Genomic DNA, 23520 nt, shown 5'->3' with positions numbered 1-23520 from the left:
CAGCCCCTAGCAGGGATCCGCCAGCCATATGCCAGAGGGGGACTGCCATGTATGAGGACCGTATCCGTCACGAGGGATTGCGCGAGAAGGTGGTCTCTGCCGCAAATGCCGCCGCTCTGATCCGGGATGGCATGGTGGTTGGCATGTCGGGCTTTACCCGCGCGGGCGAGGCTATGGCGGTGCCGCTGGCGCTGGCGGAACGCGCGAAAACCGATCCGCTGAAGATCACGCTGATGACCGGGGCGAGCCTTGGCCATGACCTGGATAAAATCCTGGCCGAGGCGAAGGTGACTGCGCGGCGGATGCCGTTCCAGTCGGATGCGGGGCTGCGCCGGGCGATCAACGCCGGTGAGGTGATGTTCATCGACCAGCACCTCTCGGAAACGGTCGAGCAGCTGCGGCGCGGCCAGATCCCGGGCGTCGATGTGGCGGTGATCGAGGCGGTGGCGATTACCGCGGATGGTGGCATCATTCCCACCACGTCCATCGGCAACTCGGCGTCATTTGCGATCCTGGCGGATAAGGTGATTGTCGAGATCAACCTTTCGCAGCCGCTGGCGTTTGAGGGGCTGCATGACGTGTTCATCCCGACCTATGCGCCCAACCGGATGCCGATCCCGGTGGTGACGGTCGACAGCCGGATCGGCACACCCTGGATCGCCATTCCGCCCGAAAAGATCGCAGCGATTGTGATCACCGAAAAGCAGGATTCAGCGGCGGCGATCTCTGCCCCCGATGATGAAACCCGCGCCATTGCCGGGCATCTGGTGCGCTTCTTCGAGCGCGAGATGGCGGCGGGGCGGCTGACGAAGCGGCTGGCGCCTTTGCAGGCCGGGATCGGCACGATTGCCAATGCCGTGCTGCACGGGCTGATCGACAGCCCGTTTGAAGACATGCGGATGTATTCCGAGGTGCTGCAGGACAGCACCTTCGATCTGATGGATGCGGGCAAGCTGAGCTTCGCCTCTGGCTCGTCGATCACGCTTTCGGCGGAATGCAACGCGCGCGTCATGGCGAACTTCGAGCGCTATAAATCAAAGCTGATCCTGCGCCCGCAAGAGATCTCGAACCACCCCGAGGTTGTGCGCCGCCTGGGGCTGATTGCGATCAATACCGCGCTGGAGTTCGACATCTACGGCAATGTCAATTCGACCCATGTGATGGGGACGAATATGATGAACGGGATCGGCGGCTCGGGTGACTTCGCCCGCAACTCTATGCTGTCGGTCTTTGTGACCAAGTCGATTGCGAAGGATGGGGCGATTTCCTCGGTGGTGCCGATGGTCAGCCATGTCGATCATACCGAGCATGACGTCGATATTCTGGTGACAGAACAGGGGCTTGCCGATCTTCGCGGCCTTGCGCCGCGTGAGCGGGCGGTCCGGATCATCGCCGAATGCGCCCATCCCGACTGGCGGGCCTCGCTGGCGGATTACTACGAGCGCGCGCTTAGCTTTGGCGGCCATACGCCGCATATCCTGGAAGAGGCGCTGTCCTGGCATGTGCGGCTGCGCAAGACCGGGCGGATGTAAGCAGGCGGATGCAAGCAGGCGGATATAACGGGCGGATGCAAGACAGGCCTGCCCCCTGCCCGACGCCTGAAGATCAAAGGGGCGTTCGGGATCGGGCGCCCCGGTTAAGCTTTTCGGGTCACGCCTTTTCGGATCAGGCCTTCCCGGATCAGGCCCTCCCGGTTCAGGCCTGTTCTGCGGTTTCCAGACAGTGGCGGCGGAAGGCGCGTTTCAGCATATCCAGCTCGGCGCGAAGCAGGTCGAACTCGGCCCGCAGATCATCCTCCATCGCCACGCCGGTGATGATGGTGAAATGGGCCAGAACCGGCTCGGACGGGCCGCCTTTGCGGCGGATCAGGAAGGTCTGAACGCCCTCTGACAGCGCCTCGGCAGGAACCGGGACTTTCACCAGATATTCGCCCGCCCGCCCTGGAATTTTGGTCAGCGCGTGGCCGGGCACGACCTGGCCATCCAGCGTAACCTCAAGCTGCGGCGGCGTCTCGCCGCTGCCTGCGAGGATACCCTCCCAGATGCCGGCGCGAATGCGGGTGCGGGTCAGCGTGATGGGGGTGGACATGATTTGCTCCTCGGGCGCTTACAGCTCGGCGCGGGGACGACGGCTGACTGTCAGATCGCGCAGGGTGACCTGGTTCATCTCTGGCCCCTCAAAAATCAGGTCGATCCAGAGCTTTTCAATGCGTTTTTCATTGACCCGCGTATAGGCGAGGTCAAAATCGACAAAGGTCTCATTGCCGGTCAAAGGCAGCTCGCGCACCACCTGCTCGACATTCGGGCCATGGCGGATGTTCAGGCGGGCGAAAATCTCCAGCGGCTTTTCCAGCTCGACAATGGCATCCAGGCGGATCAGGTGCCGCAGCTTCAGCCCCTGGGCCGCCTCATCCGGCAGATCAAGCACCACCGACAGAAAGCTGCCGTCAAAGCGGAACACATCCATGCGAAAGCCAAAGGGGGCCACATCCTTTTCGCGGGTATTGCGCAGCTGGCGCACCGTCAGCTCTGAGCGGCGGCAGTCGTGAAAAAGTGTCGTGCCGTGACAGATCTCTGTTTTGCCCTCAACCGCGGTCATGCCCGGAACGGGGATCGGCCCTTTCCACAGATCGGGGCGCCAGGACCAGTCGGTTCCCGGCAGCCTGCGCACCGCACCCGAGCCGATCACCGGCAGGCCAAGGCGGTATTCGGCCTGAAAGATCACCCTGTCCAGCTCGCTGCGGGTCTGGCGGGCAAGGCCGCGCAGGGCGCGCAGCCGGGCCGGGGCCATATCAGCGGCCTCTCCGGCATTGGCAGACCAGCGCGACAGAGCGCGGCGAAAGATCAGCCGATCAAGTTTCTCTCTCAGTCGCCCAGCCATTGACCGCCTGCTCCATTCCGTGTTTCGGGCCCTGTTTCAGACCCTGTTTCGGGCCGTGATCCATGCCCGCTGTCATCCCTGCCCGCCTCTTTTGCGGTTTGTCTGGTTGCGGTTTGGTTAGCAGGCCCGGGACGGCTGTCCAGCGCAAATCGGCCCCGCGCCGCTGATCTTTGCAAAGGGGTGGCCTGGGCGATACCTCAGTTCGCCGCCCCTGACGCCGCGCGGATGACAGAGCCATTTGCCTTTCGCAGCCCGGCCAGAACCTGATCCAGCAGCGCCCGGCTTTGATCAGCTGACAGGCTGCTGGTTTCTGGCGCGGTTACCGCGACAGTGACCAGCCGCCCCTTCAGGCTAAGCACCGCCCGCCAGTATTCGCCCACCGCGCGATCCACCATCTTCATCACCAGCACCCCCCCCGCAAGCGAGGTCTGGCGCACCACCACAGAGGCCGCCGACCCATCCCGTGCCAGCGCGGCCCGGCCCACCGGCGAGGTGAAATAGTCAGACAGCGCCTTTGCCCCCGATTTCAGCACCTCGGCAGAGCCGCGCTCGCCCAGGGTGATGGTGATCACGGCCGGAACATCATGCGTGTTTTTTGCGCAGCGGTTGACGACGATCACCGCATTGTCGGACGAATCGCGGCTGGCGGCCGGATCAACGCAATAGCCCCTGGGCGGATCAACCAGGATCTCGCCGCCCAAAAAGGCCGCCGCGCTGCGGCTGACCGTTTTGCCCCGGCTGTCAGACGCCACACCGTCCACGCATCCCGCCACAGATCCGGCCAGCGCCACCACTGCAACCGCCCGTGCCAGACTTTTCCCCAGCCGGCACCCGCCCCCGCCGAAAGCCGCCCGCACAGTCAGCCGCAAAGCCAGCCGCAAAGCCGGAACACCAAAAGCCCCTAAAGGCCGGCGCGAAAGGGAAACATCAGTCACAGACAAGAGAGACTTCCTTTGGATAATGCGCCGATTTTTACAGGCCTGGCAGATATATAGCCAAGGTTAGAACCACCACCCCGCCGGGGCAAGCGCCGCCTGCAGACTGTTGCCTTCCCCTTTTCGCCTCTTTGCGCTAATCGGTGGGGCAATCCTTATGGCCAGACCTGCTGGCCGCCTGCCTCGCATTAGCGGAATCTGCCGATGAAATTCACTCTCTCCTGGCTTAAAGACCACCTGGAAACCAATGCCTCTGTCTCAGAGCTTGCCGATGCGCTGACCGATCTGGGCCTTGAGGTCGAGGGGATCGAGGATCCGGCCGCCCGCCTTGGCGCCTTCCGCATCTGCCGCGTGATCGAGGCGGTGCAGCACCCCAATGCCGACCGTCTGCGCGTCTGCCGCGTGGCGACCTATCCGGGCGGTCCGGGGTCTGACCCGGTCGAGGTGCAGGTGGTCTGCGGTGCGCCCAATGCGAAAACCGGGCTGGTGGGCGTGTTTGCCCCCCCCGGCACCCATGTGCCCGGCACCGGGGTTGATCTGAAACCCGGCAATATCCGCGGCGTCGATTCCAATGGCATGCTGTGTTCCGAGCGCGAGCTGGAACTGTCCGAGGATCACGACGGCATTATCGAGCTGCCCGCAGATGCGCCGCTGGGTGCGCTTTATATCGACTACAAAAACCTCAATGACCCGGTCATCGAGATCAAGATCACCCCGAACCGCCCCGATGCGCTTGGCATCCGTGGCGTGGCGCGGGATCTGGCGGCGCGGGGCCTGGGCCAGTTGAAACCGCTGGAGATTGCGGCGGTCGCGGGCAGCTTTGACAGCCCGGTCACGGTGCAGATCGCGCCCGCGCTGAAGGCAAAGGCCGCACCGCATTTCACGGGCCGGGTGATCCGGGGTGTGAAAAACGGTCCCTCGCCCGCCTGGCTGGCCAATCGGCTGAAGGCAATCGGCCTGCGCCCGATCTCGACGCTGGTCGATATCACCAACTATTTCACCTTCGCGCTGAACCGCCCGCTGCATGTCTTTGATGTGGACCGGATGGCGGGTTCCACCCTGCATATCCGCGCCGCAAATGCGGGCGAGACGCTGCTGGCGCTGGACGGCAAGACCTATAGCCTTCGCGCAGGCGATATGGTGATCGCTGACGATCGCGGCCCCGAAAGCCTGGCCGGCATCATGGGCGGCGAAGACTCCGGTTGCACCGATGACACGGTGAATGTGTTCCTCGAATCCGCCTTCTGGGATCCGATCACCATCGCCGCCACGGGGCGGGCGCTGAAAATCAACTCGGATGCGCGTTACCGGTTTGAACGCGGCGTCGACCCCGCCTTCACCCTGCCGGGTCTTGAGCTGGCGACGCAAATGGTGCTGGATCTTTGCGGCGGCGAGGCCAGCCATGTGGTCAGCGACGGCGCGGCGATTGACACCACCCGCGCCTATCGCCTGGACCCGGCCCGTCTGGTCAGCCTTGTGGGTATGGAAATCCCCGAGGCCGAACAGCTTCGCAGCCTGACCGCGCTTGGCTTCACCATGGACGGGCTGATGGCGACGCCCCCCTCCTGGCGTCCCGATGTTCAGGGCGAGGCCGATCTGGTGGAAGAGGTGGCCCGCATCGCCAGCCTGACGAAACTGGTCGGCGCACCGATGACCCGCGCCCAGCCCGGCGTGCCGCGCCCGATCCTGACGCCGATGCAGGTGCGCGAAAAGGCCGCCCGCCGCCAGATCGCCGCGCTCGGTTATAATGAATGCGTGACCTATAGCTTTATCGACGGCGCTTCGGCGGCCCTGTTCGGCGGCGGCTCGGATGCGGTGCGGGTCGAGAACCCGATTTCCTCGGAAATGAGCCATCTGCGCCCCGATCTGCTGCCCGGCCTGCTGGCCGCTGCCGCCCGCAATCAGGCGCGTGGCTTCCATGATCTGGCGCTTTTCGAGGTTGGCCCAGTTTTCAGCGGTGGCGAGCCGGGCGAGCAATCGCTGCAGGCTTCGGGGCTGCTGGTTGGCGCGGTCGCGCCGCGTGATCCCTGGGGCTCGCGCCGCCCCGTTGACGTGTTCGAGGCCAAGGCCGATGTCGAGGCCGTGCTGGCAACGCTGGGCGCGCCCGCAAAGGTGCAGATCTCGCGCAAACTGGCGGGCTGGTGGCATCCGGGCCGCTCGGGCGTGATTGGGCTGGGGCCGAACACGCTGGCCACATTTGGCGAGGTGCATCCGCGCGTTCTGGCGGCGATGGGCGTCAAAGGCCCGGCGGTCGCCTTCACGGTGATGCTGGCGAATATCCCCGCGCCCAAGGTGAAAACCCCCACCCGCCCGGCGCTGGCGATCAGCGATCTGCAGGCGGTCGAGCGTGACTTCGCCTTTGTCGTCGATGCGAAAACCGAGGTGCTGACGGCGGTGAACGCCGCCCAGGGGGCCGATAAGGCGCTGATCGAATCGGTGCGGGTCTTTGACCAGTTCACCGGCGAAAAGGCCGAGGCGCAGATGGGCGCGGGCAAGAAATCAATCGCCATTTCCGTGCGCCTGCAGCCGACCACCGCCACCCTGACCGAGGCCGAGATCGAGGCGGTTTCCGCCAAAATCATCGAGAAGGTCACCAAAGCGACCGGCGGCGCCCTGCGCAGGTAAGCCCATTTTCCGGCGCGGATCCCTTCGCGCCGGATCACCACTTTGCGGGAAAAATGCCATGAAGATCGCCACCTTCAACATCAACGGCATCAAGGCCCGGATCGAGGCATTGCCGCGCTGGCTGCGCGAGGCGGAACCGGATGTGGTTTGCCTGCAAGAGATCAAATCCGTCGATGAGGGCTTCCCCCGCGAGATCTTCGAAGAGATGGGCTATCAGGTCGAAACCCATGGCCAGAAAAGCTTCAACGGGGTGGCGATCCTGTCGAAATACCCGCTGTCGGATGTGACGCGCGGTCTTCCCGGCGATGAGACTGACGAACAGGCCCGCTGGATCGAGGCCACGGTCGAAGGCCCGCGCGTGATCCGCGTCTGCGGGCTTTACCTGCCGAACGGCAACCCCGCGCCGGGGCCGAAATATGACTATAAGCTGGCCTGGATGGAACGGCTTGAGGCCCGCGCCCGGGCGCTGCTGGCGCTGGAAGAACCGACGCTTTTCCTAGGCGATTACAATGTGATCCCCCAGGCCGAGGATGCCGCAAAGCCCGAAGCCTGGACGGAAGATGCGCTTTTCCTGCCCGCCAGCCGAAACGCCTTCCGCCGCCTTCTGAACCTTGGCCTGACCGAGGCGATCCGCACCCGCGACCCCCGCCCCGGCGTCTATACCTTCTGGGATTACCAGGCCAATTCATGGGAGCGCGGCAACGGCATCCGCATCGACCATGTGCTGATGAGCCCCCAGGCCGCCGACCTGCTGGAAGAGACCGGCATCGACAAGGATGTGCGGGCGGGGGACAAACCCTCAGACCATGTGCCGGTCTGGGTGCGGCTGGCGGCGTAAGGCCCCAGCCTTCAGCGCCTCAGCCCAGCTTCGTCACATCGTAATCATAAAGCCAGTTGAAGCGCGACAGCGCGGCACCCGGGGCAATACGCCCGCCCAGCCGCAGCCCCATATGAGCGATGCTGCGCAGCGGGCCGGAAAGGTGATAGGCCCGCGCATTGCGATTGGCCGCCGTCACGATCCGGTCTGATCGCCGCGCCCGCGCCACCTGATAGGCCACAAGGCCGGCCGTGCCGTGACGGTCGAGCATCGCGGCCAGCGTCCAGACATCTTCCAGCGCCATATTCGCGCCCTGCGCGAGGAAAGGCAGCGTCGGATGCGCGGCATCGCCCAGGATCGCCACCGCGCCCTGCGGCAAGCCCCTATACCACTCTTTCGCCACCGGATGACGGAACAGGCCCCAAAGCCAGACATCTTCGGCCTGCTCCAGCCAGCCCTGCACGCGAGGGCCGAAGCCCTCAAAGGCAAGGCGCAGCTCCATCGCGTCATCGCGGATCGACCAGCCCTCTTCGGTCCAGCGGCGGCGTTCCTCGACGGCGACGATATTGCGCATGGTGCCGCCGCGCAAAGGATAGCTGACAAGGTGGCGGCCCGGCCCCATATGGACCTCGGCGATATGCGGCTCTGACGGGTCGCATGGGATCAGCGTGCGCCAGGCGACCTGATTGGTAAACCTGGGCTTCGCCTCGCCATTCAGCGCGATACGGGTGGCAGAATGCAGCCCGTCAGCCCCGATCAGGATCTGCGCAGGCTCTTGTGCGCCGGTGCAGGTCTCAACCACCGGCATCTCGCCCGACAGATCGACACGGCGCACCTTTTGCAAAAGCCGCAGCTCGGCCCCGGCGGCTTTGGCCCCATCAAGCAGGATCTGGATCAGATCGGCGCGATGCAGGAAGTGCCAGCCCTGATCGGGACGCAATCGCGCCACATCCAGCCGCGTGACCAGATCGCCATCGCGCCCGTCGCGCAGCTCGACCGCCTCAGCCCGGCAAGAGACCGCCTCAAGCGCCGCGCCAAGGCCCAATGCGCGCAGAACCTGCGCCCCATTCGGGCTGATCTGCAGCCCGGCGCCGATCTCGCGGATGGCATCGGCCTGCTCCATCACGGTCACCCGCGCCCCGCGCAGGGCCAGCGCCCGCGCCAGCGCAAGCCCGGCAACGCCCGCCCCAAGAATGGTTACCGACTGGTCTTTCAACGCCATGACACCGATCCGCCTCAGCCCCGGCTTTCACCGCCAGGTTGTTTTATTGTGACGCCGGACAGAAAAAAGCCGGGACGGCGCCCGGCTTTCCTTTTCTGTGCTTATTGACCGTCTTGCAAGGCAGCAATCGCCCGCAAAGCCATTGCTCAGTCGTCGCGGTGCACCTTTTCGCGGCGCTCATGCTTTTCCTGGGCTTCCAGCGTCATGGTGGCGATCGGGCGGGCATCCAGCCGTTTCAGGCTGATCGGCTCGCCGGTCATCTCACAATAGCCGAATTCATTGGCATCAATCCGGCGCAGCGCGGCGTCGATTTTCGAGATCAGCTTGCGCTGGCGGTCACGGGTGCGCAGCTCAAGGGCGCGGTCGGTCTCTTCCGAGGCGCGGTCGGCCAGATCGGGAACATTGCGGCCGCTTTCGGTCAGATTGCCCAGGGTCTCGGCCGACTGGCCCAGCAATTCCTGTTTCCAGATGATCAGCTTGCGGCGGAAATATTCCAGCTGACGATCATTCATGAAAGGCTCGTCCTCGGCGGGACGATAGTCGTCGGGCAGGAAAACTTCGGCCTTCATCGCAGATCTCTCCTTGTCGCCGTAGGGCGCCAACAGGTGGGCTTCTGTAATATGCGCACTTCCGTTGCGCCGCATGTAGCCGAGCCTTGGGGCGTTGTCACTAGCAGTTGCGATAAAAACCCTGCCTGGCTAGGGTTTGGAAAGCCATTCTGCCCGCTTTTCTGCCCCTGCGTCCCAAGGCCCGCGAGAGAGATATGAAATTCCAGTCAACCTCTGGCTATATCGCCGCCCCAGACCTCGCCGTGGCGGTGAATGCGGCCGTCACGCTGGGGCGTCCGCTGCTGGTCAAGGGCGAGCCCGGCACCGGCAAGACCGAGCTTGCGCATCAGGTTTCAGCCAGCCTCGGGATGAGGCTGATCGAATGGCATGTGAAGTCGACCACGCGCGCGCAGCAGGGTCTTTATGAATATGATGCGGTCAGCCGCTTGCGCGACAGCCAGCTGGGCGATGCCCGCGTCCATGATGTGCAGAATTATATAAAACAAGGTAAACTCTGGCAGGCTTTTGACGCCCGCGAGCGGGTGGTTTTGCTGATTGATGAGATCGACAAGGCCGATATCGAGTTCCCCAATGATCTTTTGCAAGAGATCGACCGGATGGAATTCCACGTCTATGAGACCGGCCAGACCATCCGCGCCCGTCAGCGCCCGGTGGTGATCATCACCTCGAACAATGAAAAAGAGCTGCCCGACGCCTTTCTGCGCCGCTGCTTTTTCCACTATATCCGCTTCCCCGATGCAGAGACTCTGGCTGCGATTGTGCGCAGCCATTTTCCCAATATTAAGGAAGATCTGCTCAGCGCCGCGCTGAGCGAGTTCTTTGCCATCCGCGAGACCCCGGGCCTGAAGAAAAAGCCCTCCACCTCCGAGGTGCTGGACTGGCTGAAACTGATCATGGCCAGCGATCTGAGCCCCGAAGATCTGCGCCGCGATCCCCGGCATATTTTGCCTAAGCTGCACGGAGCATTGCTGAAAAACGAGCAGGACGTGCAGCTGTTCGAGCGGCTGGCGTTTATCGACCGCAGCCCCTCACGCGGGTTCTGAGCGGCGGCGACTCGCGTTCCTGGGGTTCAACCCTGGCGGGGATCTGCCCGAATCCTGCCCCGTTTGGCGTTGACGAAAAAATTACGAATCGGAGGGCCTTGCCCTGGTTTGGACACAGTCTCGCCACAATGCGCTCACGGAATGACTGATTTTGTAACAAACTGAAACAATGCGTGATACCCGCCAGCCATATCTGGTCATGGCTGACTGCTTGACCGCGATTGCTGGTGAGTCGCCAAAAGTCCAAATTTCCCGCAATTGACACATCCGGGCCGCGATCACGACAAAGGGATTGTGTTGTATGTCAGCACAGAAACTTTTCGTGACGGAGTCTTCCCGCAATGTCGGCAACAATGGACATCGCTTTGACCGCGACCGGATCATCCGGCTGCCCGGTCACAGCCGCTGCCCGCCCGCCGGCATCACCCCGCCAGCCCTTGCACGGCCGGCGGCAGAGGGCTCTCGTTCACATCCCGTCATTCTCTGACCTGCCGCATCCCCCTGCCCGGGGATCGCGGCCGTCAGAGATTTCGCGCGTCATCCCCCGGAAGGTCCCCGGGACGGATTTGACCGACGCGGTTTCGGGGGGCACCTGGACGTCTGCTCGCCCCCCCGTTACTGCGCCGTCAGGCGCGCTCGTCACGGACCACCGCAGGCCCTGGCCTGTATGGGATGCGGGGGCATTCCATACAGGCCGGGCCAGCGGCATGCGCAACCGCCGGGGGCAAACCCCCGCATGCATAGATCGAGCTGCCACTCCATGCGCCATTTTCCGCTGCTTGCCGCCACCCTGGCGGCCCTCTCCGCCTGCACGCCGGTTCCGAACGCCGAGGTAACCAAAAGCCGCCCCTTGCCGGGCCCTGCCACCGATACGCTGACCGCGCCTGCCTTTGTCGATCCCTCGGCACAGCTGGCCCCGGTTGCATCGGTCGGGCACAGCAATGCCGATATGTCGGCGGCCTTTATGGAGCTGGGCTTCCAGCTGGAAAGCGGGCGTCAGCTGCCCTATTTCAGCCGTTTCGAGGGGCCGATCACCGTCGCCCTGGCCGGAAATGTGCCCGCCAGCGCCGGGGCCGATCTTGACCGTCTGCTGAACCGTTTCCGCAATGAGGCCGGGCTGAATGTCCGCCGCGTCAGCGCAGGCCAGCCCGCATCCGTCACCATCGAGTTCAGCCCCCGCCGCGAGCTGCGCCGTGCCGCCCCCAATGCCGCCTGCTTCGTGGTTCCCAATGTCTCCAGCCTGGCGGAATACCAGGCCAATCGCGGCACCTATCGCGTTGACTGGACCCAGGTACGCGAGCGCAAGACCGTGGGCATTTTCGCCCCCTCGGACGCCAGCCCGCAAGAGGTGCGCGACTGCCTGCATGAGGAACTGGCCCAGGCGATGGGGCCGCTGAACGACCTGTATCGTCTGACCGATTCCGTCTTTAACGACGACAATTTCCAGACCGTGCTGACCGGCTTCGACATGAAGATCCTGCGGGCCTGGTATTCGCCGCAGCTGAAATCCGGCATGAGCCGCGCCGATGTGGCCGCAAAGATCGGCGGCATTTTCGGCGCGATCCATGGCGGCGGCTCTGCGCTGACCACGGACACCTCGGCGACCTCTCCGGCCTGGAATGACACCATTGCGGTTGCGCTGAACCCGGGCTTTGGCGCCGGAAAGCGCAAGGCCGCGGCCGAGCGGGCGATCACCATGGCCCATGCCCAGGGCTGGCGCGACGGCCGTCTGGCCTTCGCCTATTTCGCCCATGCCCGCCTGCTGGTCGGCCCGGATCGGGCGGCTGCGGTGGCCGAGTTCAACAAGGCATCCGCCATCTATCGCGGCCTGCCGGGTGGTGCGCTTTATGTCGCCCATATCGACATGCAGCTGGCGGCAATCGCCGTGGCCTCGGGCCAGCCGGACCAGGCGCTGCGCTATACCGACCGGGCGATCCCGGTGATCCGGCGAGCCGAAAACCACGGCCTGCTGGCCACGACGCAGCTGATCCGGGCCCAGGCGCTGGACCAGGTGGGCCGCAGCGCGGAAGCGAACCGTCTGCGAGTGGACAGCCAGGCGCTGGCGCGCTATGGCTTCGGCTCTGAGGCGCAGATCCGGGCCCGCACGAATGAAATCAGTGCGCTCGGCACTCGCGGCCTCTTCCGCGGCTGAGACGGATTGCAGAACCCTGCCCCCGGTCAGCCTTGCACATGGCAGCTCGGGGGCATCATTTCATGCTGGCAATCGGTGGTTTCTTCCTGGGCGCGGTCATCGGCGCATTGCGGGCCCGCAGCCTGGGCGGCAAGCCCGCTGACCTGGCGCAATACGCCCTGGCGACCGGGCTGTTCCTTGGGGTGATCGGCCTCTTTGCGCAGATCCTGCTGTTGCGCTCTGGCATCTGAAAACGGGGGGCGGTGCGATGTTCCTGCCCTTTTTCGATGCACTCCGGGCCGAAGGCGTGCCCGTCAGCCCGCGTGAATTCCTCGCCTTCCTTGAGGCGCTGCAGGCGGGCCTTGCCACCAATGACACCGAGGCCTTCTACCACCTGGGCCGCCTGACCCTGATCAAGGACGAGCGTCACCTCGACCGCTATGACCGCGCCTTCGCCCAGGCCTTTGCGGGGCTTGATCAGATCAGCGATCAGATGGTCATCGAGGCGATGGACCTGCCCGGCGACTGGCTGCAAAAACTGGCCGAGAAATTCCTGACCCCCGAAGAGCAGGCACAGATCCAGGCCCTTGGCGGCTTTGACAAGCTGATGGAGACCCTGCGCCAGCGGCTGGAAGAGCAGAAAGGCCGCCATCAGGGTGGCAATAAATGGATCGGCACCGCAGGCACCTCGCCCTTTGGGGCCTATGGCTACAATCCCGAAGGCATCCGTATCGGCCAGCAGGAAAGCCGCCATCAGCGCGCCGTCAAGGTCTGGGACAGGCGCGAGTTCCGCAACCTGGATGACAAGGCCGAAATCGGCTCCAGGAACATCAAACTGGCGCTGAGGGCGCTGCGCCGCTGGGCCCGCGATGGCGCAACCGAAGAGCTGGATCTGGCGGGCACCATCCGCGCCACCGCCAAACAGGGCTGGCTGGATGTGCAGACCCGGCCAGAGCGCCGCAATGCCGTTAAGGTCTTGCTGTTTCTCGACATTGGCGGCTCGATGGATGCCCATGTCAAAATCCTGCAGGAACTGTTCTCGGCCGCGAAATCGGAATTCCGCCATCTGGAAACCTGGTATTTCCACAACTGCCTTTATGAGGGGATCTGGCGCGACAATCAGCGCCGCTGGTCAGATCAGACCCCCACCTGGGACGTTCTGCGCAGCCACGGCCCCGACTGGCGGGCGATCTTTGTGGGTGACGCCGCGATGTCGCCCTATGAGATCACCCATCCCGGCGGCGCGAATGAACACTGGAACCGCGAATCCGGTGCCACCTGGCTGACCCGCGCCACCGCGCAATGGCCGCATCACCTGTGGATCAACCCGACGCCCGAGGCGCGATGGTCCTATAGCCAGTCCACCGCATTGATCAGCGCGATCTTTGCCGATCGCATGGTGCCGATGACGCTGGAGGGCATTGCCCGCGGCGTCAAAGCGCTGCGCTGATACGATACCGCTGCCCGTTCCGGATGTGCCCCCGGCCAGCTGCCAGCCTGCGAGACGCAGGGGTAACCGCCAGGTGACACCCGTCTCCTGATCTTCCTGGCATTTGTGCCGGGCAAGCTGGCGCTTTCGCGGATGCGCCCGCCCATCCCTGAAAATCCCGCTTGTCGTCAAAGCCGGGCCGCCCCAGATTGTCCCCGTGACCTGTGCCCCTTTGTGAAAGCCCTTCAGCGATGAAATACACCACCCTTGCCCGGCAATGTGCGCGGATGTGCGGCCGGCCTGCGACGCTTCTGATGGCCGCCGGATTTGTGGTGATCTGGGGCATTACCGGCCCGGTTTTCGGCTGGTCTGACACCTGGCAGCTGGTGGCCAATACCGCGACCAGCATCATCACCTTTCTGATGGTCTTTCTGATCCAGAACAGCCAGGACCATGACACCGCCGCCATCCAGCTGAAACTGGATGAGCTGATCCGGGCCACCAATGGCGCCCATAACGCGCTGCTGGATCTGGAAGAACTGGACGAAAAGGAAATCGCCGAGTTCCGCCGCCGCTTCATCCAGCTGGCCCGCGCGGCCCGTGAGAACCGTATGCGCGGCGAATCCGACACCGACTCGCCCGAGGCCTGACGATGTCAGATCGCGTGGAAACAGGTCTGCTTTCTCTTCTCCCCGAGGCCGGGCGGCCGCTGAACGGCCAGGCCGTGCTGCTGATCCATGGTCTGGCGCGCAGCCAGCGCTCGCTTTTGCCGCTGGCGCTGGCGCTGCGGGGCGCGGGCTATCAGGTGATCAGCGCCGCCTATCCCTCAACCCGCGAAGAGGTCAGCATCCTGCCCCGGCTGCTGGATCAGACGATCTGCGCCGCGCAGGATGACGGAGCGCTGGCACCGGGCCAGACGCTGCATGCCGTCACCCATTCGATGGGCGGCATCGTGCTGCGCGAGTGGCTGTGCCACAACCGTCTGCCCGGCGCGGGGCGCACGGTGATGCTTGGCCCGCCCAATCACGGATCCGAGGTGGTTGACCGCCTGGGCAGCCTGGCACCCTTTCGCTGGATCAACGGCCCGGCGGGGCTGTCGCTGGGCACCGCGCCTGACAGCTGGCCCAACCGCCTGCCCGCCGCCGATTACCCGCTGGGGATCATCGCCGGAAACCGCTCGGTCAGCCCCTGGTATTCGGCGCTGATCCCGGGCGAGAATGACGGCAAGGTCAGCGTCGCCAGCACCCGCCTGCAGGGCATGAGCGACCACATCACCCTGCCCGTCAGCCATACCTGGATGATGTTCGCGCCAAAGGTGATCCGCCAGACGCTGTTTTTCCTGGAAAAGGGACAGTTTCAGCGCGGGCCAGAAGGCCTCTGAAGGCCGCTTTCGGCCAGCAGAGGTGCCAGGTCAAAGATTTGCGGCCAAAGATCTGCGACCTCAGCCCTTCACGATCCGGTTCACATGGCCCATCTTGCGGCCAGGACGCGCGGCGCCCTTGCCGTAAAGATGCACCGCAACCCCGCTTTCGCCCAAGAGATCGGGCAAGCGGTCAAGATCATCGCCGATCAGGTTCTCCATCACCACATCGGCATAGCGGGTGCCATCGCCCAGCGGCAGGCCGACAACCGCGCGGATATGCTGCTCGAACTGATCGACCACACAGCCCTGCTGCGTCCAGTGGCCGGAGTTATGCACCCGTGGCGCGATCTCATTGACCAAAAGCCCCTGGCGGGTGACGAACAGTTCGACCCCCATCACGCCGACATAATCCAGCGCATTCAGGATCCGCGCCGCCAGCAATACCGCATCCGAGCGCATCGCAGGCGTGATCCGCGCCGGAACAGTGGTGGTGCGCAGGATGCCGTCTTTGTGCACATTCTCGCCCGGATCAAAGACCGAGACCTGACCATCCGCGCCCCGGGCGGCAATCACCGAGATCTCGCGCTCAAATTCAACAAAGCCCTCCAGCACCGCAGGCGCGCCCGCCAAAGAGGCCAGCGCCGCCGCCAGATCGGTATCAGCGCTTAGCCGCACCTGGCCCTTGCCGTCATAGCCCAGCCGGGTGGTTTTCAGGATCGCGGGCAGGCCCAGGTTTCCCACCGCCGCCTGCAGATCATCCAGACTGTCCACCTGCGCCCAGGGCGCGGTTTTCAGGCCCAGCCCGTTCAGGAACTGCTTCTCGGTGATCCGGTCCTGGCTGATCGCCAGGGTGCGGCGGTTGGGGCGGATCTGACGCTGGCTTTCGATCACATCCAGCGCCTCGGTCGGAACATTCTCAAACTCATAGGTCACGACATCGACGCTGGCGGCAAAGGCGCGCAGCGCGTCGAGATCCTCATAGGGGGCCGTGGTCACCTTTTCCGCAACATGGCCCGCCGGGGCCGCGCCCGGCTCATAGATATGGGTGAGATAGCCCAGACGGCTGGCCGCAACCGAAAGCATGCGCCCCAGCTGGCCGCCGCCCAGAATGCCTATCACCGCGCCCGGCGCGAAGGGTTTGGCCTGATCATTCATCTTTCGGCTCCTCGGGGATAGAGGCGGAAAGCGCCTCGCGCCAGGCATCCAGACGGGCCGCAATGGCCGGGTCAGAGACCGCAAGAATCCCCGCCGCCATCAGCCCGGCATTCGCCGCCCCCGCCGCGCCAATCGCCATGGTCGCCACCGGAAAGCCTTTGGGCATCTGCAGGATCGAATAAAGACTGTCGACGCCCGACAACGCCTTTGTCTGCACCGGAACCCCGATCACCGGCACCCGCGTCTTTGACGCCATCATGCCCGGCAGATGCGCCGCACCGCCCGCGCCTGCGATGATCACCTTCAGCCCGCGCGATACCGCCGATTTGCCGTAATCCCACAGCCGGTCTGGCGTGCGATGGGCCGAGACGATCTTCGCCTCATAGGCGATGCCCAGCTCATCCAGCAGGATCGCGGCTTCTTTCATCGTGGTCCAGTCGGATTGCGACCCCATGATGATGCCAACGGATACGGTCTTTTCCGGCATAAAACGGCCCCCGTTTCCGGCCCTTTGCCGGTTTTCCCGCACCTATACCGCATGGCCGCCCCGGGGCAAGCAGAACAGCCCGCCAAAGCGCGGTTTTCAGCACGGGTCTTTGCCATTCGCCCCGACCTGGCGTAAGCCATTGGTGACGACAGACCGCAAAGGACGCGCCATGGCCACGACCCTGATCTCCTCGCTCGCAGATATCTCGGGCAATTATGATGCGCTGTTTTGCGATCTCTGGGGCTGCCTGCACAATGGCGAAGTGGCCTTCCCCGATGCTGTCGCAGCCCTGCAGGCGGCGCGGGCGCGGGGCGTGACGGTCCTGCTGCTGACCAATTCGCCGCGTCCGAAGCAATCGGTGATCGCCCAGCTTGACCGGATCGGCGTGCCGCGTGACGCCTGGGATGAGATTGCAACCTCGGGCGATGCGGCGCAGTTCGGCCTGCTGACGGGTGCGGTCGGGCGGAAGGTTTTCCATATCGGCGCCGAAAAAGACATGGCCTTCTTCGACACTTTCGCGCCTGATCTGGCCGATCTGGCGGCCTCATCGCCGCCGATCACGCTGGTGCCACTGGCTGAGGCAGAGGGCATCGTCTGCACCGGGCTGCGCGATGACATGACCGAAACCCCCGCCGATTACCGCGCCGAGCTGCTGTATGGCAAAACCCAGGGCCTGAAGATGCTTTGCGCCAATCCCGATATCATCGTCGACTGGGGCGATCGGCGCATCTATTGCGCCGGGGCGCTGGCCCAGGCCTATGAGGAAATGGGCGGCACCGCACTTTACTTCGGCAAGCCGCATCCGCCGATCTATGATCTGGCCCGCCGCCGTCTGAACGCGCTGACCGGGCGCAGCGATATGCGGATCCTGTGCATCGGCGACGGCCTGCCCACCGATATTCGCGGCGCAGGCGGCGAGGCGCTGGATGCGCTGTTCATCACCGGCGGCATCCATGCAGAGGAATTCGGGGCCGATCCGCTGAACCCCGATCCGGCCAAGCTGAACGCCTGGCTTGACCGCGAAATGCAGGCCCCGCTTTACGCCATTGCCAAACTCGCCTGACATTTCATCGCGAAATATTATTGCTGATAATTGCCAAAATCAGCAAACAACTTGCGCATACGATTGCGCTGCGCCGCAGCATCTGCTAGCTTCTGTCGTGACGAAAGGGATTCGTCACGACAGGACAGGCCATGATGCTCGACAACAGTCACAATCAGCCCCGCGGCACGATCTGCATCGAAGACCTTGAAATCGGCATGCGCCGCAGCCTGACCAAAGAGGTCAGCGACCGCGATATCGAGCTGTTTGCCGAGGTCTCGACCGACCGCAACCCGGTTCATCTGGACGAATCCTACGCCCAGGACACGATTTTTCAGGGCCGTATCGCGCATGGCATGCTGACCGCCGGGCTGATCTCAGCCGTGATCGGCGAGCAGCTGCCCGGCCACGGCACCGTCTACCTGGGTCAGTCGCTGAAATTCCTGGCCCCGGTGCGCCCTGGCGATATTGTCACCGCCGAGGTCAGCGTGCTGGCGATTGATCATGCGAAACGGCGCGTTACCCTTGAAACCACCGCATCAGTCGGTAAAACAACAGTGCTGAAAGGTGAGGCCGTCGTTCTGGCGCCAAGCCGCAAATTCGACTGACCGGGCACCAGATCCGTCTGCCTGCCCCCCGATAAGGCCTGCGGGACGCATGCAGATTTATCAGGACTGGCACTGGCTGGGTGCTGAAGCGCGGGGAACCTCCTGTGCGCTTGGCAATTTCGACGGGGTGCATCTGGGCCATCAGGCCGTGATCGACCTCGCCCGTGGCCCGGCCCCCCTGGGCATCGTGACATTCGAGCCCCATCCCCGGCAGTTCTTTCAGCGCGACGCCTCGCCCTTTCGGCTGATGAATGCCGAGGCGCGGGCCAACCGCCTGGCCAAGCTGGGCGTCGAGCATCTCTTTCAGCTGCCCTTCAACGCGGGCCTTGCCGCGCTGACCCCGGCGGAATTCGTGCGCAATGTGCTGGCCGAGGGCCTTGGCCTCAGCCATGTGGTGATCGGCGAGGATTTCTGCTTCGGCAAAGGCCGGGCGGGCACGGCCGCAGATATGCAGCGCCTTGGCGAAGAGAACGGCATCAAAACCACCATCGCGCCTTTGCTGCAACGCAATGGAATCAGCATTTCCTCAACCGCGATCCGCGAGGCCCTCAGCCAGGGGCGCCCACGCGATGCGGCCGCGATGCTGGGCCATTTGCACCGGATCGAAGGTGCAGTGATCCACGGCGAGAAACGCGGCCGCGAACTGGGCTTTCCCACCGCCAATATGGATCTGACCGGGCTGCATCTGCCGCGCTATGGCGTCTATGCGGTGCGCGTTGATGTGCTGACCGGGCCGCAGGCGGGCAGCTATATGGGGGCCGCCAGCCTGGGCGTGCGGCCGATGTTCAACGGCCAGGCCGCCAATCTGGAAACCTATCTGCTGGATTTCAAAGGGGATCTCTATGGGCATCACCTCTCGGTCGCCCTGGTGGACTTCCTGCGGCCAGAGCTGAAATTCGACGGTCTCCCGGCGCTTATCGATCAGATGAACAGTGACTGCGAACAGGCGCGGGCGGTACTTGCAGCCGAGTGACGCCCCGGTTTCTTCGAAGAAACCGGGCAAAAATCTTTGAAGATTTTTGCGCCCCCTTTCCTTTCCTGGTGCCTCGCATCAAATAGAGCGCATGTCGCAAAGCCCAAAGCCAGAATTGCGCCCCCGTTTTTGGGAAACGGTGCCGCTGAAAAAGATGACCCCCCCGGAATGGGAGGCGCTTTGTGACGGATGCGGCAAATGCTGCCTGAACAAGCTGGAGTTTGAGGACACGGGCGAGCTGGTCTTTACCCGCGTCGCCTGCCGCCTGTTCGACAATGCCACCTGCCTGTGCTCGGACTATGTCAATCGCAAGCGCCACGTGCCGGAATGCGTATTCCTGACCCCCAAAACGCTTGCGAAATCCGCCTATTGGATGCCCGAAACCTGCGCCTATAAACGGCTCTATTACAATGAGCCGCTGCCAGACTGGCACCCTTTGCTGACCGGCGATCCCGACAGCACCCACAGCATGGGCCCGACGATCCGCGGCCAGACCGTCTCAGAACTGACGGTTCCCGAAGAGGACTGGGAAGACTATCTGCTTGACGCAGACGAGTGACAGGGGAAGGCTATGAATTTCGCATCCGACAATTGCTCTGGCGTTGCACCGCAGATCATGGCGGCGCTGATTGCGGCCAATGAGGGCACCAGCCCCGGCTATGGCAATGACGCCCTGACCAAAAGGCTGACCGCACAGATCCGCGCGGTTTTCGACGCGCCCGAGGCTGAAATCGCCCTGGTTGCCACCGGAACCGCCGCCAATGCGCTGTCATTGGCCACGCTTTGCCCGCCCTGGGTTGCGATTTACTGCCACCAGAACGCCCATATCGCCCATGACGAATGCGGCGCGCCCGAGTTCTTCACCCATGGCGCCAAGCTGATCACCGTCGCGGGCGAGAACGGCCGCATGTCGCCAGCAGCCATGAACGCCGCCATCGCCGGCAGCGGTAATGGCGGCGTTCATGGCGTCCAGCGCGGGGCCTTGTCACTGACCAATGTGACCGAGGCGGGCACGGTCCTTGACGCCAGCGCGACCGCGGCCCTTGCCCGGGTGGCGCGGGATTACGGCCTGCCGGTGCATCTTGACGGCGCACGTTTTGCCAATGCCGTGGCCGCAACCGGCGAAAGCCCCGCAGATCTGACCTGGCGTGCCGGCGTTGATATCCTGTCGCTCGGCGGCACCAAGAACGGCTGTATGGGCGTCGAGGCCGTGGTGCTGTTTGATCCCGCCCGCGCATGGGAGTTTCAGCTGCGGCGCAAACGCGGCGGTCATCTGCTGTCAAAGCACCGCTTTCTGGCCGCGCAAATGTCGGCCTGGCTGCAGGATGGGCTTTGGCTGGATCTGGCCCACCACGCAAACCGGATGGCCGCCAGGCTGGCGGATGGGCTTTCGCAAAAGCCGGGCGTCGCGCAGCGTTACCCGGTCGAGGCGAATATCATGTTCCCGACCTGGGGCCCGGGCACCCATGCCCGCCTGCAGGCCAAAGGGGCCAGCTATTACGCCGAAGACTGCGCTGACCGCGAGGGCGCAAGGCTGGTGACCAGCTGGGCGACCACCGAAGAAGAGATCGACCTTTTCCTCGAGGCGCTTTAACCGCCCCTTCAGCTGCGCGACAGCAGGGACGCCATCGCCTCAGCCAGCGGCTGCGGATGGGTGATCGGCAGCATATGCGCAGCCCCGGGCACGGTGATCGCCTGCACATCCGGGATCCGCGCGGCAAGCGCCTGATGGATCGCCTGGATCACCGCCGGGCTGGCACCGCCCGCCGCCAGCAAGACCGGAACCCCGATCCCCTCAAGCCGCCCGGGCCGCAGCAGCCCCGCCGCATCATCCAGCAAAATCGCCGACAAAGTGGTGACCAGATACATATGCGAGCTGAGATTGTCCTGCTGGCGCTGCGACAGGGCCGCAAAGGGCACGCCGCCGCCCCAGATCGCATGAAACTGCGCCGCCGCGCTGGCAGGATCCTGCGCCAGAACCTGCGCCACATGCTCTTGTGAGGCACGGGTCTGTTCATAAAGCGCCTCGCCACCTGCGGTTTCGCGGGCAGCGGCAAAGATAACAGGCTCGACCAGGGTCAGGCTGCGCACAAGATCAGGGCGTTCCAGCGTCAGACGCAGCGCCAGCGTGCCGCCAAAGCTATGGCCGATCAGATCGACCGGGCCACCCGCCTCTTCGGCCAGCGCCACCGCAATCCGGGTGCTGAGCGCATGAAGATCCTGATCCCCAGGCGGGTCGCTGGCCCCATGCCCCGGCAGATCGGGGGCAATCAGGCGCGACTCCGCCCAGCCAGCAGCCTGCAAGGCCTGCGCAAGCGGCCCCCAGGCCCCGCCATGCGCCAGGCTGCAATGCAGCGCAAGCGCCGGGCGCGCCCCATCGGCCAGCTGTCGCAGCCCGGTCAGATGGCCAGCGATTCTCTTTTGTGACACCGCAGGCCCCATGGACCCGCGCCCGATGGGCGTTTTTTCTTTGATCAAGGCCTCAATCCTGTGTCTGTTTCGCCATGCTGCGGCTGCGAAGCGCCTCAATCTGACACTTTCCGCGCCTCATGGCCAGTCAGGGCCCGGATTGCGCCTTTCGCCCCTTTGCGCCGCCCGGGCCAGGGTGCTATCCCGCGCGCATTCAATTCCGCTGCCCACACGGAGCCCCAGACCATGGCCGCCATCAACGAGCCGAAGCTTATCTCCGGCAATGCCAACTTCCCCCTTGCCAAATCCATCGCCCGTCGCATGTCCATGCATCGCGGCATGTCGATCAGCCTGGTCGACGCCCGGGTTGAGCGCTTCAACGATCAGGAAATCTTTGTCGAGGTCTTCGACAATGTGCGCGGCGAGGACATGTATGTCATCCAGCCGACCTCGAATCCCGCGAATGACAACCTGATGGAACTGCTGATCATGGTTGACGCGCTGCGCCGCTCTTCGGCGGCCCGCATCACCGCAGTGATCCCCTATTTCGGCTATGCCCGCCAGGACCGCCGCACCAAGGCCCGCACGCCGATCTCGGCCAAGCTGGTCGCCAACCTGATCCAGACCGCAGGCGTTGACCGCGTGCTGACGCTTGATCTGCATGCCGCGCAGATCCAGGGCTTTTTCGACATTCCCGTCGACAACCTCTATGCCAGCCCGGTCTTTGCCCTGGATATCGAGCACCATTTCAAAGGCCAGCTGGATGATGTGATGATCATCTCGCCCGACGTGGGCGGTGTTGCCCGCGCCCGTGAGATCGCAAAACGCATCAATGCGCCGCTGGCTATCGTCGACAAACGCCGCGAGAAGGCTGGCGAGGTCGCTGAAATGACCGTGATCGGCAATGTCACCGGCAAGAAATGCATCATCGTTGACGACATCTGCGACACCGCAGGCACCCTGTGCAAAGCCGCCGAGACCCTGATCGAGGCGGGCGCGACCGAGGTTCACGCCTATATCACCCACGGTGTTCTCTCTGGCCCGGCGGTCGAGCGCGTGACGAAATCGGTGATGAAATCGCTGGTGATCACCGATTCCATCGCGCCGACTGCGGCTGTGCAAAACTGCAGCAATATCCGCATCGTGCCGACCGCGCCGATGTTTGCGCAGGCGGTTCTTAACATCTGGGGCGGCATGTCGGTTTCATCGCTGTTTGAAACCGAAACCCTGATCCCGATCTACGAAGGCCTCTATCCGCGCGGCTGATGCTGCCCCCCCCCTGCACCGCGGCTAAATCCCGGCGGTGCAGGGGATCCTTTTATGGCAAGGCGCCCCTGGTGCTGCCGGGTTGACTATGGCCGAGGCAGATCGGACAACTGCCATTGCTGCCGGGCCGCAATGCTGGCGGTATGCCTTGCACAGCAATCGGGACCCCGGCCATGCAGTTTCTTGACCCCTTTCATCCGATGTTTGATCGCCCCATCGCGCGGCTGCTGACCTCAGTCCTGCCGATCCTGTGGTCCGGGCTGGAGTTCTTTGTCTTTGGCAGCCCGCTGTTCGGGGCGGCCTTTTTGGCTGCGGGCCTATATGCCGCTTACATGTTCTACATCGTGCGCCCCAAAGGCCCCCCCGACGGAAGCGGCTCCGACCGGATCACCAAAGACCGGGACTGATCGCGGGCAGCTGACAAGCCCGCGCATCTCGCCGGAATCCCCTTGCAATGAGCTTTCACGCAAGCGGCAGCCCGTAAGTTCAGGGATCAGGTCAATCATGGTGGCCCGGATCTTCTGATGCTCGCCCGGGCCGGCAAAGCCCAGGCGGATCACCTCGAC

General features: G+C 64.1%; 24 protein-coding genes. 16 read left to right on the top strand and 8 right to left on the bottom strand.

Annotated elements, in window-relative coordinates; all coding sequences use genetic code 11:
• Window positions 1-47: 47 nt before the first annotated feature.
• Window positions 48-1532 carry a succinyl-CoA:acetate CoA-transferase ScpC gene (scpC, locus tag HOY34_RS04755; protein ID WP_172360343.1) on the top strand — a complete coding sequence of 495 codons (1485 nt, stop codon included), beginning with the start codon at window positions 48-50 and terminating at the stop codon, window positions 1530-1532.
• A gap of 163 nt (window positions 1533-1695) precedes the next feature.
• Here the strand turns inward: scpC and HOY34_RS04750 are convergent, their stop codons facing one another.
• The 3 genes from HOY34_RS04750 to HOY34_RS04740 all read right to left on the bottom strand — a co-directional run bounded on the left by HOY34_RS04750 (window position 1696) and on the right by HOY34_RS04740 (window position 3821).
• A complete protein-coding gene (locus tag HOY34_RS04750; RefSeq protein ID WP_172360341.1) occupies window positions 1696-2088 on the bottom strand; it encodes a hypothetical protein in 393 nt (130 codons plus the stop codon).
• Window positions 2089-2106: 18 nt separating this feature from the next.
• Window positions 2107-2880 (bottom strand): DUF6478 family protein, encoded by a 774-nt coding sequence (locus tag HOY34_RS04745; RefSeq protein WP_172360339.1) that lies wholly within the window; start codon window positions 2878-2880, stop codon window positions 2107-2109.
• 197 nt (window positions 2881-3077) lie between these two features.
• Window positions 3078-3821 carry a hypothetical protein gene (locus HOY34_RS04740; RefSeq protein ID WP_216654642.1) on the bottom strand — a complete coding sequence of 248 codons (744 nt, stop codon included), beginning with the start codon at window positions 3819-3821 and terminating at the stop codon, window positions 3078-3080.
• 198 nt (window positions 3822-4019) lie between these two features.
• On the opposite strand from HOY34_RS04740, the gene pheT reads away from it, so the two are divergent.
• Both pheT and xth read left to right on the top strand, forming a co-directional pair.
• Window positions 4020-6440 (top strand): phenylalanine--tRNA ligase subunit beta, encoded by a 2421-nt coding sequence (gene pheT / locus HOY34_RS04735; protein ID WP_172360336.1) that lies wholly within the window; start codon window positions 4020-4022, stop codon window positions 6438-6440.
• A 58-nt stretch (window positions 6441-6498) separates the two neighbouring features.
• Window positions 6499-7278, top strand: a complete 780-nt coding sequence (xth, locus tag HOY34_RS04730; RefSeq protein ID WP_172360334.1) for an exodeoxyribonuclease III — start codon at window positions 6499-6501, stop codon at window positions 7276-7278.
• A 19-nt stretch (window positions 7279-7297) separates the two neighbouring features.
• On the opposite strand, the gene HOY34_RS04725 is transcribed toward xth, so the two are convergent.
• Together HOY34_RS04725 and dksA are read right to left on the bottom strand one after the other, a co-directional pair.
• Complete coding sequence (locus HOY34_RS04725; RefSeq protein WP_172360332.1) at window positions 7298-8479, bottom strand: FAD-dependent monooxygenase; 1182 nt, start codon at window positions 8477-8479, stop codon at window positions 7298-7300.
• Between the two features lie 146 nt (window positions 8480-8625).
• On the bottom strand, window positions 8626-9048 hold the full coding sequence (gene dksA / locus HOY34_RS04720) for an RNA polymerase-binding protein DksA (protein ID WP_172360330.1): 423 nt from the start codon (window positions 9046-9048) through the stop codon (window positions 8626-8628).
• A gap of 194 nt (window positions 9049-9242) precedes the next feature.
• On the opposite strand from dksA, the gene HOY34_RS04715 reads away from it, so the two are divergent.
• The 6 genes from HOY34_RS04715 to HOY34_RS04690 all read left to right on the top strand — a co-directional run bounded on the left by HOY34_RS04715 (window position 9243) and on the right by HOY34_RS04690 (window position 15032).
• On the top strand, window positions 9243-10091 hold the full coding sequence (locus tag HOY34_RS04715; protein ID WP_172360328.1) for an AAA family ATPase: 849 nt from the start codon (window positions 9243-9245) through the stop codon (window positions 10089-10091).
• 760 nt (window positions 10092-10851) lie between these two features.
• Window positions 10852-12243 (top strand): DUF2927 domain-containing protein, encoded by a 1392-nt coding sequence (locus tag HOY34_RS04710; protein WP_172360326.1) that lies wholly within the window; start codon window positions 10852-10854, stop codon window positions 12241-12243.
• A gap of 62 nt (window positions 12244-12305) precedes the next feature.
• On the top strand, window positions 12306-12473 hold the full coding sequence (locus tag HOY34_RS04705; RefSeq protein ID WP_172360324.1) for a hypothetical protein: 168 nt from the start codon (window positions 12306-12308) through the stop codon (window positions 12471-12473).
• A gap of 17 nt (window positions 12474-12490) precedes the next feature.
• A complete protein-coding gene (locus HOY34_RS04700) occupies window positions 12491-13672 on the top strand; it encodes a vWA domain-containing protein (RefSeq protein ID WP_172360322.1) in 1182 nt (393 codons plus the stop codon).
• 230 nt (window positions 13673-13902) lie between these two features.
• Window positions 13903-14301, top strand: coding sequence for a low affinity iron permease family protein (locus tag HOY34_RS04695; protein WP_172360320.1), 399 nt, complete (start codon window positions 13903-13905; stop codon window positions 14299-14301).
• A gap of 2 nt (window positions 14302-14303) precedes the next feature.
• Complete coding sequence (locus HOY34_RS04690) at window positions 14304-15032, top strand: esterase/lipase family protein (protein ID WP_172360318.1); 729 nt, start codon at window positions 14304-14306, stop codon at window positions 15030-15032.
• 60 nt (window positions 15033-15092) lie between these two features.
• On the opposite strand, the gene HOY34_RS04685 is transcribed toward HOY34_RS04690, so the two are convergent.
• Window positions 15093-16169, bottom strand: coding sequence for a 5-(carboxyamino)imidazole ribonucleotide synthase (locus HOY34_RS04685; protein WP_172360316.1), 1077 nt, complete (start codon window positions 16167-16169; stop codon window positions 15093-15095).
• Window positions 16162-16656: a 5-(carboxyamino)imidazole ribonucleotide mutase gene (purE, locus tag HOY34_RS04680; RefSeq protein ID WP_172360314.1), complete on the bottom strand. Its 495-nt coding sequence runs from the start codon at window positions 16654-16656 to the stop codon at window positions 16162-16164. The genes HOY34_RS04685 and purE overlap by 8 nt, the downstream gene beginning before the upstream one ends.
• A 169-nt stretch (window positions 16657-16825) precedes the next feature.
• On the opposite strand from purE, the gene HOY34_RS04675 reads away from it, so the two are divergent.
• The 5 genes from HOY34_RS04675 (at window position 16826) to HOY34_RS04655 (ending at window position 20873) form a co-directional block, all read left to right on the top strand.
• A complete protein-coding gene (locus HOY34_RS04675) occupies window positions 16826-17719 on the top strand; it encodes a TIGR01459 family HAD-type hydrolase (protein WP_172360312.1) in 894 nt (297 codons plus the stop codon).
• Window positions 17720-17853: 134 nt separating this feature from the next.
• Window positions 17854-18306: a MaoC family dehydratase gene (locus tag HOY34_RS04670; RefSeq protein ID WP_172360681.1), complete on the top strand. Its 453-nt coding sequence runs from the start codon at window positions 17854-17856 to the stop codon at window positions 18304-18306.
• Between the two features lie 49 nt (window positions 18307-18355).
• Entirely contained in the window at window positions 18356-19279 is a 924-nt protein-coding gene (locus tag HOY34_RS04665; protein ID WP_172360310.1) for a bifunctional riboflavin kinase/FAD synthetase, read from the top strand.
• 91 nt (window positions 19280-19370) lie between these two features.
• The gene (locus tag HOY34_RS04660; protein ID WP_172360307.1) at window positions 19371-19838 is read left to right on the top strand and encodes a YcgN family cysteine cluster protein; all 468 of its coding nucleotides are present in this window, start codon (window positions 19371-19373) and stop codon (window positions 19836-19838) included.
• A gap of 12 nt (window positions 19839-19850) precedes the next feature.
• Window positions 19851-20873 carry a threonine aldolase family protein gene (locus tag HOY34_RS04655; RefSeq protein ID WP_172360305.1) on the top strand — a complete coding sequence of 341 codons (1023 nt, stop codon included), beginning with the start codon at window positions 19851-19853 and terminating at the stop codon, window positions 20871-20873.
• Between the two features lie 8 nt (window positions 20874-20881).
• Here HOY34_RS04655 and HOY34_RS04650 read toward each other — a convergent pair whose 3' ends face one another.
• Window positions 20882-21709, bottom strand: coding sequence for an alpha/beta fold hydrolase (locus HOY34_RS04650; protein ID WP_366926912.1), 828 nt, complete (start codon window positions 21707-21709; stop codon window positions 20882-20884).
• A gap of 225 nt (window positions 21710-21934) precedes the next feature.
• On the opposite strand from HOY34_RS04650, the gene HOY34_RS04645 reads away from it, so the two are divergent.
• Entirely contained in the window at window positions 21935-22954 is a 1020-nt protein-coding gene (locus HOY34_RS04645) for a ribose-phosphate pyrophosphokinase (RefSeq protein ID WP_172360303.1), read from the top strand.
• A 173-nt stretch (window positions 22955-23127) separates the two neighbouring features.
• On the top strand, window positions 23128-23361 hold the full coding sequence (locus HOY34_RS04640; protein ID WP_172360045.1) for a hypothetical protein: 234 nt from the start codon (window positions 23128-23130) through the stop codon (window positions 23359-23361).
• Window positions 23362-23520 lie beyond the last annotated feature (159 nt).

The sequence above is a fragment of the Pseudogemmobacter hezensis genome (assembly GCF_013155295.1).
Taxonomy (GTDB): domain Bacteria; phylum Pseudomonadota; class Alphaproteobacteria; order Rhodobacterales; family Rhodobacteraceae; genus Pseudogemmobacter; species Pseudogemmobacter hezensis.
This window is presented reverse-complemented; position numbering and strand designations above follow the sequence as displayed.